General features: G+C 54.2%; 16 protein-coding genes and 2 pseudogenes. 8 read left to right on the top strand and 10 right to left on the bottom strand.

What is annotated here, in order from left to right; all coding sequences use genetic code 11:
* Positions 1-653 (bottom strand): annotated as a pseudogene (locus tag OSC10802_RS41215) (transposase); the annotation flags it as partial.
* Between the two features lie 544 nt (positions 654-1,197).
* Positions 1,198-2,016: a hypothetical protein gene (locus tag OSC10802_RS0122195; protein WP_017718967.1), complete on the bottom strand. Its 819-nt coding sequence runs from the start codon at positions 2,014-2,016 to the stop codon at positions 1,198-1,200.
* A gap of 92 nt (positions 2,017-2,108) precedes the next feature.
* Between OSC10802_RS0122195 and OSC10802_RS0122185 the strand changes: the two genes are divergently transcribed.
* From OSC10802_RS0122185 to OSC10802_RS0122175, 3 genes are all read left to right on the top strand, one after another.
* Entirely contained in the window at positions 2,109-2,705 is a 597-nt protein-coding gene (locus tag OSC10802_RS0122185) for a P-loop NTPase family protein (RefSeq protein ID WP_044170182.1), read from the top strand.
* Positions 2,706-2,963: 258 nt separating this feature from the next.
* Entirely contained in the window at positions 2,964-4,022 is a 1,059-nt protein-coding gene (locus OSC10802_RS0122180) for a hypothetical protein (RefSeq protein WP_017718965.1), read from the top strand.
* 174 nt (positions 4,023-4,196) lie between these two features.
* Entirely contained in the window at positions 4,197-5,384 is a 1,188-nt protein-coding gene (locus OSC10802_RS0122175) for an anion transporter (protein WP_017718964.1), read from the top strand.
* Between the two features lie 120 nt (positions 5,385-5,504).
* Here the strand turns inward: OSC10802_RS0122175 and OSC10802_RS0122170 are convergent, their stop codons facing one another.
* From OSC10802_RS0122170 to OSC10802_RS0122160, 4 genes are all read right to left on the bottom strand, one after another.
* Positions 5,505-6,065, bottom strand: coding sequence for a hypothetical protein (locus OSC10802_RS0122170; RefSeq protein ID WP_017718963.1), 561 nt, complete (start codon positions 6,063-6,065; stop codon positions 5,505-5,507).
* 375 nt (positions 6,066-6,440) lie between these two features.
* On the bottom strand, positions 6,441-6,932 hold the full coding sequence (locus tag OSC10802_RS0122165) for a hypothetical protein (protein WP_155968203.1): 492 nt from the start codon (positions 6,930-6,932) through the stop codon (positions 6,441-6,443).
* 81 nt (positions 6,933-7,013) lie between these two features.
* A complete protein-coding gene (locus OSC10802_RS50630; protein WP_155968201.1) occupies positions 7,014-7,163 on the bottom strand; it encodes a hypothetical protein in 150 nt (49 codons plus the stop codon).
* Positions 7,164-7,330: 167 nt separating this feature from the next.
* Entirely contained in the window at positions 7,331-7,807 is a 477-nt protein-coding gene (locus OSC10802_RS0122160; protein ID WP_017718961.1) for a hypothetical protein, read from the bottom strand.
* Between the two features lie 224 nt (positions 7,808-8,031).
* Between OSC10802_RS0122160 and OSC10802_RS0122155 the strand changes: the two genes are divergently transcribed.
* Positions 8,032-9,555, top strand: a complete 1,524-nt coding sequence (locus OSC10802_RS0122155; RefSeq protein WP_017718960.1) for a M48 family metalloprotease — start codon at positions 8,032-8,034, stop codon at positions 9,553-9,555.
* Between the two features lie 187 nt (positions 9,556-9,742).
* Here the strand turns inward: OSC10802_RS0122155 and OSC10802_RS0122150 are convergent, their stop codons facing one another.
* Together OSC10802_RS0122150 and OSC10802_RS0122145 are read right to left on the bottom strand one after the other, a co-directional pair.
* Positions 9,743-10,438 (bottom strand): hypothetical protein, encoded by a 696-nt coding sequence (locus tag OSC10802_RS0122150; protein WP_017718959.1) that lies wholly within the window; start codon positions 10,436-10,438, stop codon positions 9,743-9,745.
* A 75-nt stretch (positions 10,439-10,513) separates the two neighbouring features.
* A complete protein-coding gene (locus tag OSC10802_RS0122145) occupies positions 10,514-11,314 on the bottom strand; it encodes a M15 family metallopeptidase (RefSeq protein ID WP_044170181.1) in 801 nt (266 codons plus the stop codon).
* Between the two features lie 301 nt (positions 11,315-11,615).
* Here OSC10802_RS0122145 and OSC10802_RS0122140 point away from each other — a divergent pair, with 301 nt between their 5' ends.
* Positions 11,616-12,536 carry an AEC family transporter gene (locus OSC10802_RS0122140; RefSeq protein WP_017718957.1) on the top strand — a complete coding sequence of 307 codons (921 nt, stop codon included), beginning with the start codon at positions 11,616-11,618 and terminating at the stop codon, positions 12,534-12,536.
* A gap of 19 nt (positions 12,537-12,555) precedes the next feature.
* On the opposite strand, the gene OSC10802_RS0122135 is transcribed toward OSC10802_RS0122140, so the two are convergent.
* The gene (locus tag OSC10802_RS0122135; protein ID WP_017718956.1) at positions 12,556-13,071 is read right to left on the bottom strand and encodes a phosphoribosyltransferase; all 516 of its coding nucleotides are present in this window, start codon (positions 13,069-13,071) and stop codon (positions 12,556-12,558) included.
* 40 nt (positions 13,072-13,111) lie between these two features.
* Positions 13,112-13,225, bottom strand: a pseudogene (locus OSC10802_RS56630) (RNA-guided endonuclease TnpB family protein); the annotation flags it as partial.
* Between the two features lie 618 nt (positions 13,226-13,843).
* Between OSC10802_RS56630 and OSC10802_RS0122125 the strand changes: the two are divergent.
* The 3 genes from OSC10802_RS0122125 (at position 13,844) to OSC10802_RS0122115 (ending at position 17,133) form a co-directional block, all read left to right on the top strand.
* Entirely contained in the window at positions 13,844-15,343 is a 1,500-nt protein-coding gene (locus tag OSC10802_RS0122125; protein WP_017718954.1) for an MFS transporter, read from the top strand.
* A 162-nt stretch (positions 15,344-15,505) separates the two neighbouring features.
* Positions 15,506-16,108, top strand: a complete 603-nt coding sequence (locus tag OSC10802_RS0122120; RefSeq protein WP_198525159.1) for a methyltransferase domain-containing protein — start codon at positions 15,506-15,508, stop codon at positions 16,106-16,108.
* Positions 16,109-16,458: 350 nt separating this feature from the next.
* On the top strand, positions 16,459-17,133 hold the full coding sequence (locus OSC10802_RS0122115) for a HEAT repeat domain-containing protein (protein WP_017718952.1): 675 nt from the start codon (positions 16,459-16,461) through the stop codon (positions 17,131-17,133).
* The last annotated feature ends 16 nt before the right edge of the window (positions 17,134-17,149 follow it).

Below are 17,149 nucleotides of genomic sequence, written 5' to 3'. Positions count from 1 at the left end.
CAACTCTATATATTCCTGAGTCCTTGCCTGTCCCAACTAGAAACTGCCCCTTATTTTCAGAAAATTGAAGTTTGTAGTTGTTAGGTATGCGCAAGACAAAATACTTGTTTGACTGCTGGGCGAGCCGTAAAAATTTTAAACTAGAAAAGCCCCCGATCCATTACCCCTACACCGTTTGGGGGCAAACTAGCTAACATCTCTTTTCCATATCTGTAGTCAGAGTCGTATCCAAAATTTATTAAGTTTTCTTCTGGAACTCCTGTGGTTAAATTTAAGGAGCTAACAAGCTTTACTTGGTAGTATTCTTGCAGCCATAGCAATTTACTCGTTAGAGTAATGACAGTTGAATCAATAGGACACAGCTCATATTTTTGAAGGCTTTTTTGACGGCAAATTTCCTCATTAAGTTGTTGATAAAGTCTCAGAAATGGCTCTTGACTTCTGGACGCATTAGCTTTGGAGAAAGTTGAAATATCTAGCTCATAGCCAGTTCCATTTAGTCGCTTGAATATATCTCTCATACTGGTCAAGCTTTTATCCATTGCATAGCTCAACCATATGGACATAAACAAGCGGGTGTTAAGGACAGGATAATCATTTTTAGGCAAAGAAGCCAAACGATTTTGGACAATCTTAGAGAATGAGTTGAGCACAGGTTATTAACAGGATTGATTTGACCGTAGCCCAAATCATAGCACGTTTTGGGCGCTTTTTTTATGTCGAATTGTTAAGATTCAACACTTGTGGGTTAGAGCCCCCTATCAATTCGCCAACAGTCTCTTTCAATCGCCTGGGATCTAGTTAGCAAAGTGCGTTCCGCCGATACAACACATCGCCCATACACCGGCAATGCGGAACGCACCCGACAGCACTGCAGGCGGGGGTGGGTTTAGTACAATCCTGCGCTGTGTCTCAAAGATTTCGGGTGAACCCGCCCCTACAGAAGGCGGGGGGCGGATTTAACACTACTTTTCTGAAGTCCGCGAAGGCGGACTTCGTTTGTATAGCTGCGATTTCAATCGCCAGGGATCTAATCAGCAAAGTGCATTCCGCCTACTTTTCTGAAGTCCAAGGGAGGCGGACTTCGTTTGTATAGCCGCGATTTCAATCGCCTGGGATCTAATCAGCAAAGTGCGTTCCGCCGGCACAACACATCGCCCATACACCGGCAATGTCAGTGCGGAACGCACCCCACAGCTAGGATTCAACAGCTTCGTACTCAGCTAGCAACTTAGCAAACTTTCGGCGAGTCCACAGAATTGCATGGTCGTGGGATTCCTGGAGATTATCCACATAAATCCGCACCACCATATCCTCGCAGAAACGCACCGCTTCCAAACCCTCAGATTCTGGGATATAGTTACGGGCAATGCGACGATCGCCGGCTTGACGCTCCCAAATTTCTCTCATCTTAGCAGCCTTCACTCCAAACAAACCCAGGTAAACATAATCCGTCCACCGGGCAAACTCTATGGGTTTGCAACCGAGAGAGTCCAAAAGGTCAGTGTAATCATTGCGGATAGGGACACCCCGGCGTCGCGATTCCAGCCAGCGAGTCAGATTTCGGCTGTCTTTGGGCAAGTATCCGCCCTTGACAGCAGCGTACACATCCGCGTAGAAGCCCTTAATCGCAAACCAGGTGAGGAAGTCCACCACCTTCGCGATTGTAGCTTTAGAGATACGGCCTGGGTGCTTGATCACGTCAGCCACCAAAGCAACCCAGTCCGAGGCTTCCAGCACCATATAGGTGTTCCCGTCCGCCGGCGAAAAAATCTTGATCACATTGAAAGTCTTGCCAGAAGGGAGTTTCAGGCTGTGATCGCCATTTTGCGTGACCACCCAGCTAGAAAGCGTGTTGCTGTTGATGCCCACATACTTCTCTATCATGCGGAACCCCAGCCCCACGGTGGGCTGGCCTTGGCCCAAACCGTTGGGATCGATGACAATCACCTCAAAGTCCCTGGACTCGTAGGTCAGCTTGATGCGCTGCCCCGGTTGCGCTACAATTTTACTCATTCAGACCTCCTTGGTCTGTGAAAAGACATTGATCCAAGCTTCACAGAGCTCGTAACTCTGGCGAAGCTCATTTTTTTGCATTCTACCCTCAAATGGATCGTCTTTCACCTGAGAGTCCCCAGAATTGCCCTCAGCGCATTGCTGTGGTTGGCACAACCGGCTCTGGCAAAACAGCCCTAGCCCGTCAGCTCGCACATCGCCTTACCATTCCCCATATCGAACTCGATGCTATCCACTGGGAACCCAATTGGACAGAAATCCCAACTCCCCTCTTCCGAGAGCGCCTAGCACCGGCACTCAGCAGAAACAGCTGGGTTGTGGATGGCAATTACAGCCAAGTGCGAGACATCATCTGGAGTCGCGCTGACACAGTAGTGTGGCTCGACTATCCCTTGCCGGTGGTCCTACACCGGCTCGTGCGGCGCACAGTTCGGCGCGTGCTGGCGCGAGAGCAACTCTGGAATGGGAACCGCGAAACACTCGCCACAACCTTCAGCCGCGATTCCGTCCTCCTGTGGGCAATCAAGACACACCCCCAAAGGCGAAAAGAATTCCCCATCCTCCTCAAGCAACCTGAATACACCCATCTCACCGCAATTCACCTGCGCTCCCCAAAAGCCGCGCCAGACTGGCTCTCACAGCTACAACCCCAAACAACTCTCTCCCCTCCCCCCCTTTGGCGTCCTTGACGTCTTGGCAGTTCACAAGCCGCCTAACTTAGTGCACAATAGAACAAAACCTTCATGGCTGAACCTCTAAAAACCTTTTCCCCCTCCCCACGGGCGTCATTAGCGTCCTGTGGGGGTTTACAAATCTCCTAACCTAGTGTATAGTAGAACAGAACCAACTCAACCCCACCCATGATAGAACATCTGATCACCACCGACCGATTCTTTCACTTCCAGCTCCTAAAATTCCTAGGAACACCCAACAACTACAGGGAACCCATGGAATCCCTGATCTCCAAAATCATCAACATCTTCCAAAATGATCCCGCCGAGGAAGAAAGATTCCTGAAAACCTTTGAATATGAATTAGCCGTCGAGCCCGAAGAATTAGATGAACTTCTCGGCTGCACCCCAACCGAACGAATTCGCTGGATTAACGAAGGCAAAATACCCATCCTCAGACACAACTTTTTTTTAGATGATTATGGCAAGGGCTGGAAATATCCCCTTCACGAACGCCGTTTTGCGATCGAGTTATCACAAGACAAAGCCAAAATCCAGAAGTGGCGAGACGACTACGAAGCCCTCATTAAGCAGAAGCGGCAAATCGCCTCGCAAGCCGCTAGCGAAACTCGCAAAAGAAACAAGAAAGCCAGACAAGATTTTAGTTCATCTTGGGATGGGATAAAATCCGAGTGGCGGAAAAAAGGCTCTCCCGAAATTTCCGCTGTCCTCCAGCTGGCATACTGGACAGTATGGGCGGAGCGCTGGGCGCAAGAAAATCAACTCAAAATAGACAAAGCGAGAACAAATGATTTTCTTTACAGCCAGCGCAGAGATGAGTGGCAAGAGCGCCGGAATCAAGCGGTAGAGTTACTTTGCAAAACTCCCTGGAGCAAACTTTTCTTTTACCGTCCAGAGAAAGCCGATAAAATCTTTCTTGCACTTTGCTCCAAACACCTCCTTATCAGGTACAGGTCTGATTTTTATAACGAGTTGGAGTATTTCTCTTATAATCGGGAAACCGTCCTCAAATGTCCCAAATGCCATTACAGCGAAGAAAAGGATTACTATTCGCTCTACTACTTAGAAATTAAAACCGAGCAGTTCCCAGAATTTAGCTTTTCCTTCGAGACGCCCCACCCCATTGGCCAAACCTTTTTGCCCAATCCAGAAACCCTTCCTAAATTATATCATATCCATCGAGATGAGATTTTCCGAGATGGCAGAGCTTTGCTGGAGCAGGAAAAAATTGTTCTCAGAGAGAGCGATGTTTTAGCTAACTTTGAGAAGGCGCTCGCAGATGCCAAAGGCTACTTGCCGGTGTGGGGTTTATAAGGAACTGAAAAACCCGGTTTATTAGAGAAACCGGGTTTCTGGGGCGCACTTCACTCAAGTGAGTTTGCGATAAAATTGATTGGCAAAACTTATGTTTTATAGCAATATGCACTTAGGTTAGGACATGGGCATGGGGCACTGCTATAAACTTTAACCCAAAAATCTCAAATTGAGATGAAATTCCTGCAATACACCTTACTGGCGCTGACTTACTTGGGATTGGGGCTGGGATACATTCCCAGCCTGCGCCTCAACCGCGCCGGCATTGCTTTGGTGGGAGCCGGCTTTATCATCGCTTCCGGCGCGATGAGCCTCAAAGAAGCTTGGCAAGCCATAGATCCGGGCATCATCATTTTCTTGCTCTCCATGATGATTGTCAATGCCAGTCTCGCCGGCTCTGGCTTCTTTCAGCTCGCCCTGGAATTCATCACCGGCATCACCAAAAGCCCCTTCGGCTTGCTCGTCGCCCTCACCTTCGGGAGCGGCTTCCTGTCGGCGCTGTTTCTCAACGACACCATCGCCATTCTCCTGACACCGCTAACCGTCAATTTGACGCGCTCGCTCTCCCTCAACCCGATTCCCTACCTGCTCGCCTTGGCGGGTGGGACCAACCTCGGCTCCGTCGCAACCGTAAGCGGAAACCCGCAAAACTTGCTCATCGGTTCTTTTTCCGGGATTGGCTACCTGGATTTTGCCAGAGCGCTGACGCCGGTAGCCTTATTCAGCTTGTGCGTGCAGGTGGGGTGGCTGTGCTGGCTGTATCCGGAGGTGCGCTCGCTCCAGCCTTACCCCAGCCGCGAGCCGGCGCGCTACCGGCTCTTCAAACCGCTGCTGCTGAAAAGCCTTGCTGTCACCGGCGCTCTGCTGGTGGCGTTTTTAGCCGGCGCACCCCTGGCGGAATCCGCCTGGATAGCCGCCGCTGTGCTGCTGCTGAGCCGGCGGGTGAAGGCGCAGCGGCTGTTGGCGGCGGTGGATTGGAACTTGCTGGTGATGTTTGCCGGCTTGTTTGTCATTACCGAAGCGACTGAGCGACTGGGATTGCTGCGGGGGTTCGCCGGCTTCACCGGCACGCCTGCAGGGCTGCTGGGGGTGACAGTGGTGCTGTCGAATTTGATATCCAACGTGCCGGCGGTGCTGGTTTTGCAGCCGCTTATCCCCGGCGGCGACACGCAAGCGTGGCTGCTGCTGGCGGCGGCGTCTACCCTCGCCGGCAATCTGACGCTGCTGGGTTCGGTGGCGAATTTGATTGTCGCTGAGGCGGTGGCGCGACAGGGTTACCTGCTGTCTTTCCGCGAGCATTTGCGGTTTGGCTTACCGCTGACTTTGGTGACTTTGGCGATTGCTTATTTCTGGATTTACTGATGGCGGAGTGCCGGTGGGGGAAAGGGTGTGCAGCCGACCGGACCGTGCCAGAAACCCGGTTTCTTAAAGAAACCGGGTTTCTCAGTACCTCACTCAGATGAAAACGGCTATAGTTGCTTGCTATATAACGATAGCGTGACGCAGACCGGCCCACTGCTCCCTCTTGACAGCCAGCACCCGCTCAATCTCTTCGGGGAATTCCCGCTCGTACAGCCGGCGCTGCTCCTTAAACGCCTGACTCACCGCCCCCAAAGATTTGCGATCGAAACACCGCTGAATCGTTTCAATAAAGCCATCCGCCCACCGGCGGCACATCCGCTTCCTGGAAAAATACCCATCTCTGCGCTCAATCGCCCCCTCAATCGCCACTCGCGCCCATGCGCTGTGCCGGTAGCGCTTCAGCCCCAACCGCATCCCCAAACGCACCGCTTTCCAGGTTTCCCAGTCGGCAATCTCGCCCATCGCCCTCAGCAGGCGCTTAATCGTCGCCTCAAACTGCCAGTACCCGACAAATCTGCCACCCATCCCCTTAATCGAGACAAGCAACCGCCCCTTGTACTCCCGCCAGCCGATAATTTTATTCACCGCCACCTTTATGACCTTAGCAATCTCTACCTTGCCAATCAGCCGGTTGAGGAAGCCGGCGTCTACCAGAGTTTGCCAATCCCAACGAGTTTTCATCCCACCCTGACTCCTTTTTCTCTAATTTGCTGCTGGATCAAATGAATTAGCAGTCCCGTTTCTCTTCTTTCCTGAGTCAGGGGGCGTCGGAAATCTTATATTGGTTTCCCTAGTCGCCTGACTGGTTATTGCAGTTATGCACGTCCCGCTCAAAAGCTTGAATGGCTTTTGAGGGGCTTCTAAAATTGCTGCCGATTGTGATAACCGACTTTTTTATCTATTTTTGCCTGTGCAGGCAGTATAGCACAGCAGCCGGCAGATTGTCAAGCACTTGCCGGCAAATTGGCAAAATCCCGCATCCGCAAGGGTTTGCGGGCTCGCCGGCGCGTGTGGGGGGGTGCCGGCGAGCTGTCCACCTGTGGGGGATGCCGGTGCCTAGTCGAAATTGTAGTTATAAGCCGGCTCGGTTCCCGAGCGAGGGACAATCGCCCACGTCAAACCCGAGAAGGTATCCGGCATTTCCAGGCGAAAGATCCAGTTCTCGTCAACGGTTTCCCCCTCCTCAGGAAGAAATCGATACTCCGGATCGAGCAAGATAACCTGGGAACTTGGCTGGTTCATGCGCTGGCGAAGAAACTCAGTGATAGCGGCGATATCCGGGTCACCGGCTAGCTCGTAGGCTCCGGGATCGTTCTGAACCAAGCCAACCAGACTGTCAATCCTGTCCCCATATTCAAGAACGCTCGCAATCGCACTGCGCAGAGCCTCCGCAAAGCTCACAGAGCCACCCAGAGCGGTTTGGTCAGCCACATGCTGGGAGTCCGCCACAACCGTCATCCCCGGAACCGCAAGCTCATCCTTTACCTTCTGAATCTCCGCCTCTAAAGACATATTTCCCCCGTCAACATCTTGTCTCGCAGTAACCACTTAGGTTAGGACGTAGGACAGGCGTCTCGCCTGTCCCTGTTCCTACTAAAAAGTGAGAGGCCCTGTCCTAAACTGGTGCTGCTATAATGGGTTCACCGGCAACTTTTGCGCCGCATTGCCATAACTGCGAGTGGACACCAGATTTCCCGCCGCACCGTACAGGCGTCCAGTATCCCCTTTGCGGTTACAAATCTGGCGCTTGATGCCAAAACTGGAGGATATGGGCATCATCGCATCATCGCATCATCGCATCATCGCATCATCGCATCATCGCATCATCGCATCATCGCATCATCGCATTGGGCAAAAGCTGTGAGTCTTCCCTATGCGCCATGCTCCATACGCCATGCCCCATGCGCCATGCCATTAATGTCCTCACCTAAGTGGCTACTGCTATATCAGGAGATATCGCCCTTCTTCTTCTTCTTCTTAGAGCGCCCCTTCTCTGGGGGGAATATCCGCTTAAAGCCCTCCGCACCTTCCTTCATCTCATTCAAAATTCTCTCGCTCTCCTGATAATATTCGCGCCGCTCTGATTCCGAACTAAAACCGATTTTTTCTTGCTCCAGAGCTAGATCGTCCAATTTCTCCTCATAAACCTCAGTAAATTCATCGGCCCTCTCAGCCATAACTTCACCGAACATTCTCAGCTGCTCAGGCGTCATGCAGTCAAATGCCTTCTGGTGAGCCTCCGATGCCTCATCGAACCTTTGGAGCAGCCACAGGGCAAAAAAACGCCCCATCCAGGCGCTATATTTCTTGGGGTTTTCTGCCAATATTCTGTCAGACAAATCCAGTAATTCCTGACCCCGCCGCTGGTTTACTAACTCCAGCATTTTCTCCTCGAACCAGAGGCTGGAATAGTCTTCGGGCATAGCTTGTCATCTCCCACAATCTTTGCAACTGCCATCTTACCTCAAGATAGCTCAAATTGTCCGAAAATCTTACAAAATTTTCCCGCCGGCTCCCTAAGGGGGGGCAGTGCCGGCGCAGCGCCAATAGAAGCGGGCGCAGAAAAATCAGCGGCTGTTCCGCGAGAGAACCTGGGGGGTTCTTTCCCGCGCCGGTACACTAGAACTAAAAAGATAGCCCAGCCCCTATGAAACCCATCTGGCAAAACCTCATCGCCCTCAGCCTAGTGGTGCTGCAGCCAACTCCCCAGATTCTAGCAGAACCGGCAGCCACAGCGCCTGCTCCTGCCGGTGCCGCCACCCAACCCGCCCCAGAAACCGAAGCCCTATCCGAAGCCCAGCAAAAACTCGCCGAAGCGGACAAACTCTATCTAGCGGGAGATGTCGCAGCAGCCGAGAAACTGTACCGGCAAGTCAAACCCCCCTTTCCCCAAGAGTCGCAGCTTGGCGTTACCGAGAAACTCCCAGAGCCATTCTCAGATCCAGAGCAACTCTCACCCGCAGGAAAAGTCTACTGGCGGGAAGCCCAAGCCGGCTGGGAGATGGGGCTAGCAACCCGAATCCTCATCCCCCTGAAAATGCTAGTCGAGCGCCATCCCGAATTCATTCCCGGACAGTTGCTGTACGCCCGAGCTGTAGAACAGTATAACGGAGAGGACACTGCCTTGAGCATCCTGGAGCGAGCGACGGCGATGTTTCCCAACCACCCGGATTTGCTCAAAGCCAGAATTGAGGAGCTTGGCAACCGCGAGCAGTGGCTGGAAGCCTCCGTCGCGGCGAGGCAATTTGCCCTGCTCAACCCCGACAGCCCGCAAGCAGCGGAATTTACCGAGCTAGCAGACAAGAACCTGGACCGCTTTCGCTCCCAGCTGCGGAAGAAAATAACCGGCAACGCCATTGCCGGTGGCATCACCGGCGTTTTAGGGTTTGCCCTCACCGGCAGTCCCCTGGGAGCCTTTTCCGCCGTTCAAACCGCCGCCTTGCTCATGCAAGGGGAAAACGCCTTAGGAGAGCGCGTGGCAAATTCTGCAAAGCGCCAGCTCAAACTCGTCGAAGATGAAGCCGTCACCGGCTATGTCAGAGAACTCGGCGACAAATTAGCCAAACTCAGCGGACGAAAGTTTGAGTACGAATTCTATGTTGTCCTCGACGAAGACTTGAACGCCTTTGCCCTACCCGGAGGCAAAGTATTCGTCAATGCGGGAGCAATCCTGCACACCGACTCAGAAGCCGAACTCGCCGGCTTGCTCAGCCACGAATTAGCCCATGCCGTACTTTCCCACGCCTTCCAGCAGCTCACCGAAGGTTCCTTGCTCGCCAACCTCACCCAATACATCCCCTTTGGCGGACCCCTCACCGATTTAGTCATGCTCGACTACAGCCGAGATCAAGAGCGTCAGGCGGACATTCTCGGCACTCGCATGCTCGTCGCCGGCGGTTACGCCGCCGACGGTTTGCACAACTTGATGGTAACGCTCAAAGAGCAAAAAGGAGGGGGAAACTCCTTCGAGAGCTTCTTCTCAACTCACCCCGCCACAAATGAGCGGATTAGCTACCTGCAAAAACTGATTCAGCGCGGCGGCTACAACCGCTACGCCTACGAAGGAGTCACCAAACACGCCCAAATGAAGGCGCGAGTGAAACAGCTGCTGGCGGAACACAAAAAAGACAAAGACAGAGACAAAGACGATGAATCCCAACAGCCGCAATAGAAGGGAGTTCCGCAGAGGTAATGATTTGATAGCGTTTCTCAGTTGGATGAACTGCGCTTCAGAAACCCGGTTTCTTTAAGAAACCGGGTTTCTCAGTACCTCACTAATATGAGAGAGGCTATATAAACCCCTTCAGGCGCTTCAGCCGCAGAGGGAGGGTAACAAAAAGGCTGTCTGGGGTTGGGGATCAAACAGATTTTGCTGCCGATTCCCGCCGGTGGCGCTCAATCACCTGACAGCACTCAGCCACCGGCAGCCGCTGCGCCATCGCCGCCACCAGCGCTTCATAAGCCGGCTGGTGGGATTCGATTAGCGTCCGCGCCTGCAGGCAAGCCCAGCGCTCCTTCAGCGGAGCCTGCTCAGGACGCCGCAACTGCGCCAGCACCGCTCTCAGTTTCTGCCGGTCTTCCGTCCCGCCCCCCGCACGGCCATACACGAAGTTTTCAGCCGCAATTCCTGCCATCCACACAGTGCAATAGCGTTCTAGCATTTGGGAGGACAGTACGCCACTCTGAAGCTGTCCGGCTAATTCCTCATCTTCAAAGCGGACGCCCCCCTGAGCCGATTGCCCCTGGCGGAAAGCTTCCCAGGCGTTGAGAGCGTAGCCGGTGACACTAATGCCCAGCAAATGCGCCACCAAAAAGTGGCCCGCTTCGTGGCGGAGAACCCGCTCGCGGCGCTCCGGGGAAGCCCCCTCAAGCCAGTCCATCAGGATAGTCCCTGCGCCCGCCGAGCTGAGGGTATCCAGGGTTGCCAGTCCCAAAATCACAAAAGTGGCGATTGCCGGCACTGCCGGTGGCAGATTAAACAGGGGTCCGAGCAGGCTAGAAGCCGTCAGGGCAAAAATTGTAATTGCAATCAGATTTATCGCAGTTGGGCTCATTATTTCTTAACTTTTATTTGGATAGAGTAGGGTGCGTTGCTGGGAGCAACGCACCCTACTGGAGCGAGGGAAAAACTATTTCTTGCCGCGAGCTTTGTAAAAAGTTTCTAAGCTGTTGATATCGCCGACAAAGCGCCAGTGCCAGGACTCGTAATTGACGCCTTGGGCATTACCTTTCGGGAAAGAAATCTCAAAACTGTACCGCGCCGCATTAGCTTCCAGCCACTTAAAAGCAGAGGTATGTTCAAAATCCGGGCTGACATTAGCCGCCGGCACATTGCCATCCCCGATATCCACCGCATAGCCGGTGTGGTGTTCGCTATAGCCCGGAGGGGCGCTGACTTCCGCCCGCTTAGTAGCGGTTTGCCCCCGTTCCGCCTTAACATCAAAAAACAAGTGCTGCTGGTCTTCCACGCTGCGAAATGCGGAAAGCGGCACCAAGCTGACGCCATCTGCAGACGCCGCAGCTTGCATAGCTTGAAAGGCTTCAGCGGCTGCTCTGCGCATCTTAACGCTGCTATCCGCCGAGACAGGTGCCAGTTCCGAGGCGGGCGCTTCCTCATACTGAAAGTGTCCCAAGAGTGTGTTTGCCGAGCTGGGGGTGGCTGCAGCCGTTTGCGACTCAGCCGGCTCGGCGGTGGCGGGGGTGGCGGGTTCCGCTGGGCGAGACGCCACAGAGCGCGTTTCTATCACAGCGAACCCGAAACCGGCAAACAGCGCCAGCGCCACCAATCCCAGTCCCGCCAGCAGCAAGAGCTGTTTGGGCCCCAGCAGCTGGGAGCTTGACTGAGGAGTGTCCCGTAAAGCGACAGGAATGTCGTCCACAGCGGGTGCGGGGATTTGCGAGAGTTTTTCAGACGAATCAACCTTATTCACGGGAGCGACTCCTGCACGTCATCCAACACACAATATTACAGATTGTATCTGCAGACAGATTGATCAACACAAACGGTTCCATCCGAGATCCTTGCTGGATAATAACTTCACCGTCACTCCCATCCAGTCCCGACAAACGGCACCGGCACTCCCAACCGGACTGGGTTGAGCGCCGCCAGAGCGTATTTTTTTGATGAGTAAATCCTCCCGCCCTGCGCTTTCAATCGCCCGCCCGCTTCACCCGCCCAGAGCCGGTTAAGGTCAAATGGTAAACCACTGCCGACCGTTCAGTCAACCGCGCATGGGAATTCAACTGCTCAACCTCTATCTTAAGCTCGCCGGTGGAGTCCTCCTGGGATTGGTTCTCGGCTGGACGCTGCCACCCAGCGCGCCCGCCTATCTGGGACAGTTTCTCTTCTGGGTGGGGGTGCCTGCCGGCATCGTGGCATTTCTGCGCGGTGCGGACTTGTCGGGGTCGATTTGGATAGCGCCGGTGGCGGCGTGGGCGGCCATTTTGCTGGGGGCGGGGCTCGCTTGGGCGTGGGTGAAGCTGGAAGGCAAAGCCAAGTCCTGGAGCAATGCCAGCCAGGGCAGTTTTCTGCTGGCGTCAATGGTGGGAAACACCGGCTACCTGGGCTATCCCGTCACGCTCGCCCTAGTAGGGGACAAATATTTCGCCTGGGCGCTGTTCTACGACATGCTGGGAACTCTGCTGGGAGCCTATGGGTTGGGAGTGGCGCTGGCGGCTCGCTTTGGCACCGGCACCGGCAGTCACTGGCAGCTAGCTGTGGCCATGCTGCAAAATCCCGCGCTCTGGAGCTTCGGGTTTGGCTTGGCTTTCCGGGACCTCCCCCTGCCGGCGCTCGCGGAGCGGGGCTTGCTGGCGTTTGCCTGGACAGCACTGGCCCTCTCCCTGGTGCTGATTGGCATGCGGCTGTCGCAGCTATCTTCCAGGCGCAGCCTGCGACCGGCCTTCCTGAGTCTCGGAATTAAAATGCTGCTGGTGCCTTTGGTTTTGGGAGCCGGTTTGCCCCTGGTGGGCGTCACCGGCTCGGCGCGGCTGGCGATCGCCCTGCAAATGGCCATGCCGCCGGCCTTTGCCACCCTCGTGCTGGCAGAAGTCTACAATCTCGACCGCGATTTAGCCGTCACCGCTTTGGCAGTTGGCTGTGCCGGCTTGTTGCTCCTGCTGCCGGTGTGGCTGTGGCTGTTTGGCGTCTAGGGGCAAATGCCCCCAACACCTAACCCCTAACCCCCAACCCAGAAAGTTCAGCTGGGCTGATTTGCTCGTAGCGCTCAAAGGGCTGGTGAATCCAGGGGCTGTCAGGGAGGTAATCCGCACAGTAATCCGGCGTCACGCAGGAGCAGGCTTTGTGCCAAATCACAGCCGTGCGGATTTCCTCAATATCAGCGCCGTGGTGGCTCCACAGCCAGCTGACGGTTCGCTCCAGGGAAATGCCCGAATCCACCAAATCATCGACTAAGAGGACGTGACTGCCCAGCTTGCCGGCGGTCATCGTCAGGTGGTTCGAGAGCTTGACAGCGCCACGCACTAGACCGCCGGCACCCCCATAAGACGATACCGCTAAAATTGCCAGGGGCTGCCGGTAAATCCGGGAGAGGATATCGCCAACCCGCAGCCCCCCTCTGGCAATGCAGACAATTTGGTTGAACTGCCAGCCGGACTCATAAATTTTGGCAGCTAATTGCTCAATTTTGTGGTGGTACTCCGACCAAGAAACATAAAGGTCGCGCATATTTCGGACAAGTCAGGAGAGATTTAGGCTTCTGATACATTTACGCGACATTATCCCGGATAACCCCGGACAACGCAACGAGAGCACTATCACCCGTAAAAGTGATAGAGGCGGTATCCCGCAAAGCTTTCAGGAAGATCCCGAAAGCACTATGAACGCGAACGTCTCTCTTCGGTGTTTTGGCACCTACTTAAACCCAGAGCGCTTTCACGCTCAGCGCCGATGACAGCTGCTTTAAGCTCAATTTCCTGTTTCGCTTGGCAACCGTGTCGGAAGTCTCAAAGACGGATAAGAAATCAAGCACTATTTTCAACTCGATCGGTCGGCATGGTTCGCTAACGTATCTCATTATACCGTGTCCTACTGCTTTGCGTCAAGAATCCAGGATTAAATCCTGCTCTCTATGATAAAAGCACAGCACCGGCTGACACACTCTTAAAATATCCTTACAGCCGGCTGCTCTTGCCCGCCGGCATGTTATCGCTGTGAGCGCCCCGCTCTTCAGGAAAGCCGATTGCCCGCCCTGCAGTCTGGGCCATTCATGCGCCCCGGTGAGGGCGGGTTGAATCAAAGCAGACCGGCAGAAATCTGGCACTCGCCCCGCCCTGAAAGCGTCCGCAGCACACTATATTAAGATAGGGAGAACACAGGGAGACACTGCGTCGCCCCGCTCCCAGACAAATCAATTCTGCCCGCACATTGCTAAAACCCGCCTGCGCGGGATAATATTTTTTATGATTAACCCTTCACGTGTGCACCCCTATTCTAACTAATGACTGAAACACCCTCTTATGCCCCTCCTCCCGCCGCACCGGCAACCGAAAAGCTGAGTTTCTTGACAAAACTGGCCTACGGTGCGGGGGATTTAGGCTCCGCTATCACTGCGAACATTCTGATTTTTTACCTGTCCCCCTTCCTCACCGATGTTGCCGGTTTAGCGCCGGGGTTAGCCGGCTTGACGCAGCTGGTTGGCAAATTTTGGGATGCCGTCAATGACCCAATTGTCGGCGTACTCAGCGATCGCACTCAGAGTGGCTGGGGACGCCGCTATCCCTGGATGATATTTGGCGCGATTCCGTTTGGGATTTTCTTCTTTTTGCAGTGGGTGGTGCCCCTCCCCAGTACAAATCAGTGGGGGCTGTTCTGGTATTATACCGCTATCTCGATTTTTTTTAACGCTTTCTACACTGTCGTCAATTTACCCTACACCGCCCTCACCCCAGAACTGACTAAAGACTACGACGAACGCACTAGCCTCAACAGCTTTCGGTTTACTTTCTCGATTGGGGGAAGCATCCTGTCGGCGGTTGTTTTCGGAATCATCACCCGTTTGGTTCCTGATGGGCGAAATCAGTATTTAGTCATGGGCATTGTCTGTGCGCTGCTCTCCGTGGTGCCACTGTATTTGTGTGTGTTGGGAACCCGCGCCCGCCTGGCGGCAGTGGCGCAGCAACACCCAGAGGAAGAGGTTCCTGTGTCGATGCCGGTGCTGGAACAGCTGCGGGTTGCGTTCAGCAACCGGGCGTTCTTGTTTGTGGTGGGCATTTACCTGTGCTCTTGGCTGGCGGTTCAGCTCACCGCTGCTATTATACCATACTTTGTTCGCAGCTGGATGCGTCCGAGCGACGACCCGCAGGTTATCAGCCAGGTGATTGTGCAAGTCATCCTCGCCGTACAGGGAACCGCCATCACCATGCTTTTTGTCTGGAGCTACCTCAGCAAGCGTTTTGGCAAAAAAGCGGTTTATTTTATGGGCATGTCTATCTGGATTATCGCTCAAGCAGGCCTGTTTTTTTTGCAGCCCGGTCAACTGGGACTGATGTATGTCCTGGCGGTGATGGCGGGGTTTGGCGTTTCTACGGCTTATCTGATTCCGTGGTCGATGCTTCCCGATGTGATTGAGCTGGATGAACTCAACACGGGGCAGCGCCGCGAAGGCATTTTTTACAGTTTTATTGTATTCTTGCAAAAGGTCTGTTTGGGAATTGCGGTGTTTTTGGTGCTGCAAAGGTTGGAACTGGCTGGGTATGTTCAGCCGACACCAAAAATCGCGATGCCGGTGCAGCCGGATGCTGTGCTGCTGGCAATTCGCGTTTCTATTGGGCCTTTGCCGACTCTGGCTTTGATTGCCGGTATGGTGCTGGCTTATTTCTATCCGCTCACCCGCGAGGTGCACGCTGAAATTTTGCTGAAGCTTAAGGAGCGCCGGTTGCAGGAAGGTTTGGAAGGTTTGAAGAACCGCACGAACGCCAACGGCGCAGAAGGAGAATAATCCCTATCGCGTCTCTCACAGCCGTAAGGTGCGTTCTGAAATTCCCACGCTGGATTGAGAGGCGCTCTAGTTGAGATAGCTAGTATTTTTCCCTAGGGCTGAAAAGGCTTTACTGTCCTTTCTTCAATCCAAAATCCAAAATCCAAAATCTAAAATTGAGAGATGATGAGTGAGTTTGAAAGTCCGAGTTTTTGGGAACAGCGATATCAGGAAGGAACAACGCGCTGGGATATTGGCCAGCCGGCACCTGCTTTTGTTAATTTGTTGAACTCGCCTGGGGCTCCCGCTGATGGGCGCGTGGCGGTTTTGGGCTGCGGGCGCGGTTACGAGGCGCTGCTGTTTGCCTCTCGCGGGTTTGAGGTGGTGGGATTTGACTTCGCCCCTTCCGCTATCGCCGCCGCCACCCGTCTCGCCCGAGATGCCGGCATCTCCGCCCGGTTCCTCCAGCGGGACATTTTTGATTTAGTTGATGAATTTACCGGATATTTTGATTTTGTGGTGGAGCATACCTGCTTCTGCGCTATCTTACCGGAGAAGCGCCCAGAGTATGTCCGGCTAGTTCATTCTCTATTGCGTCCGGGCGGGATACTGATTGGCCTGTTTTTCACCCACTCGCGTGCCGGTGGGCCACCTTTTGGCGTCACGCCGGCAGAAATCGAGAAGTATTTTTCCGGATATTTTGACATCCTCTCTCTAGAGCCGCCGGCGGAGTCCGTGCCGGCACGTCAGGGCGAGGAGCATTTCGCTCTCTTCCGGCGCAAGTAGGGGTGAGGTGCGCGCCGGCGCACCACTGGTGTCAACTTAAGCTGTGTCCCGCAGTCTCTGGGCGGTTGAAACCGCAGCTATACAGACAAAACCCGCCTGCGCGGGTTTTAAGATTCTAGCTCTTCTCTTAAGTCCGCGTAGGCGGACTTGGTTGTAGTGCCGCGATTTCAATCGCCAGGAGCTTAAGTTGACACCGATGGCCGGCGCACCCCCTCCCACTTCAAGCCACCTCACCATTTATCCGCTTGAATCAATCGTTTCTCTCCCTCTCGGGCGCGTCCTTGGCGTCTTGGCGGTTCAATTAAACCTGACTATAATGAGAAAAAATGTAAACTTTTGTAAAGAAGCCGATGAGTCAGCTCAGCCTAGAGAAAATTGCCGCGCAGTTAGAAAGCGCGAATTCCCGCGATCGCATGGTAGCGCTAGCCTCACTGCGGGAAGTCCCCGCAACAGATGCGGTCCCTTTAATCAAGAAAGTTTTGGAAGACAAGAACCTGCAAGTGAGGTCGATGGCGGTATTCGCGCTCGGCATCAAGCAGACAGAGGAGTGCTATCCGATACTGGTGCGCTTGCTAGAAACCGATCCGGATTACGGGATTCGGGCTGACGCCGCCGGCGCTTTGGGCTATTTGGAAGACCTGCGAGCCTTTGAGCCGCTGGTGCGGGCGTTTTACGAGGATACCGACTGGCTGGTGCGCTTCAGCGCAGCGGTGGCGCTGGGGAATCTGAAAGACTCCCGCGCTAGCGAGGTGCTGATTCAGGCGCTAGACAGTGAGGAAGTGGTGGTGCAGCAAGCGGCGATCGCGGCGCTGGGAGAGATTAAATCAGTGGAAGCTGTCGAGCACATTTTGCGGTTCGCCCAGTCGGATGACTGGCTGGTGCGCCAGCGGTTGGCGGAGGCGCTGGGGCATTTGCCGTGCGCAAAGAGTGTGTCGGCGCTGAAGTATATGGCGAAAGACAGCCACCCCCAGGTTGCTGAGGCGGCGAATATTTCCCTGCAGCGGTTGGCGGAAGCCGGTTTTTAGGGGGGAGTGCTCTGTT

The sequence above is a fragment of the Kamptonema formosum PCC 10802 genome (assembly GCF_000332335.1).
Lineage (GTDB): Bacteria > Cyanobacteriota > Cyanobacteriia > Cyanobacteriales > Oscillatoriaceae > Oscillatoria.
The sequence above is the reverse complement of the archived record's forward strand: the minus strand, read 5'-3'. Positions and strand labels throughout refer to the sequence as shown.

What these genes read in the sequence shown, in the direction of transcription:
- OSC10802_RS0122195 (WP_017718967.1), bottom strand. Translation starts at nt 2,016, where the DNA reads ATGAGTAAAATTGTAGCGCAACCGGGGCAGCGCATCAAGCTGACCTAC.
- OSC10802_RS0122185 (WP_044170182.1), top strand. Translation starts at nt 2,109, where the DNA reads ATGGATCGTCTTTCACCTGAGAGTCCCCAGAATTGCCCTCAGCGCATT.
- OSC10802_RS0122180 (WP_017718965.1), top strand. Translation starts at nt 2,964, where the DNA reads ATGGAATCCCTGATCTCCAAAATCATCAACATCTTCCAAAATGATCCC.
- OSC10802_RS0122175 (WP_017718964.1), top strand. Translation starts at nt 4,197, where the DNA reads ATGAAATTCCTGCAATACACCTTACTGGCGCTGACTTACTTGGGATTG.
- OSC10802_RS0122170 (WP_017718963.1), bottom strand. Translation starts at nt 6,065, where the DNA reads ATGAAAACTCGTTGGGATTGGCAAACTCTGGTAGACGCCGGCTTCCTC.
- OSC10802_RS50630 (WP_155968201.1), bottom strand. Translation starts at nt 7,163, where the DNA reads ATGATGCCCATATCCTCCAGTTTTGGCATCAAGCGCCAGATTTGTAAC.
- OSC10802_RS0122160 (WP_017718961.1), bottom strand. Translation starts at nt 7,807, where the DNA reads ATGCCCGAAGACTATTCCAGCCTCTGGTTCGAGGAGAAAATGCTGGAG.
- OSC10802_RS0122155 (WP_017718960.1), top strand. Translation starts at nt 8,032, where the DNA reads ATGAAACCCATCTGGCAAAACCTCATCGCCCTCAGCCTAGTGGTGCTG.
- OSC10802_RS0122150 (WP_017718959.1), bottom strand. Translation starts at nt 10,438, where the DNA reads ATGAGCCCAACTGCGATAAATCTGATTGCAATTACAATTTTTGCCCTG.
- OSC10802_RS0122140 (WP_017718957.1), top strand. Translation starts at nt 11,616, where the DNA reads ATGGGAATTCAACTGCTCAACCTCTATCTTAAGCTCGCCGGTGGAGTC.
- OSC10802_RS0122135 (WP_017718956.1), bottom strand. Translation starts at nt 13,071, where the DNA reads ATGCGCGACCTTTATGTTTCTTGGTCGGAGTACCACCACAAAATTGAG.
- OSC10802_RS0122125 (WP_017718954.1), top strand. Translation starts at nt 13,844, where the DNA reads ATGACTGAAACACCCTCTTATGCCCCTCCTCCCGCCGCACCGGCAACC.
- OSC10802_RS0122120 (WP_198525159.1), top strand. Translation starts at nt 15,506, where the DNA reads ATGATGAGTGAGTTTGAAAGTCCGAGTTTTTGGGAACAGCGATATCAG.
- OSC10802_RS0122115 (WP_017718952.1), top strand. Translation starts at nt 16,459, where the DNA reads ATGAGTCAGCTCAGCCTAGAGAAAATTGCCGCGCAGTTAGAAAGCGCG.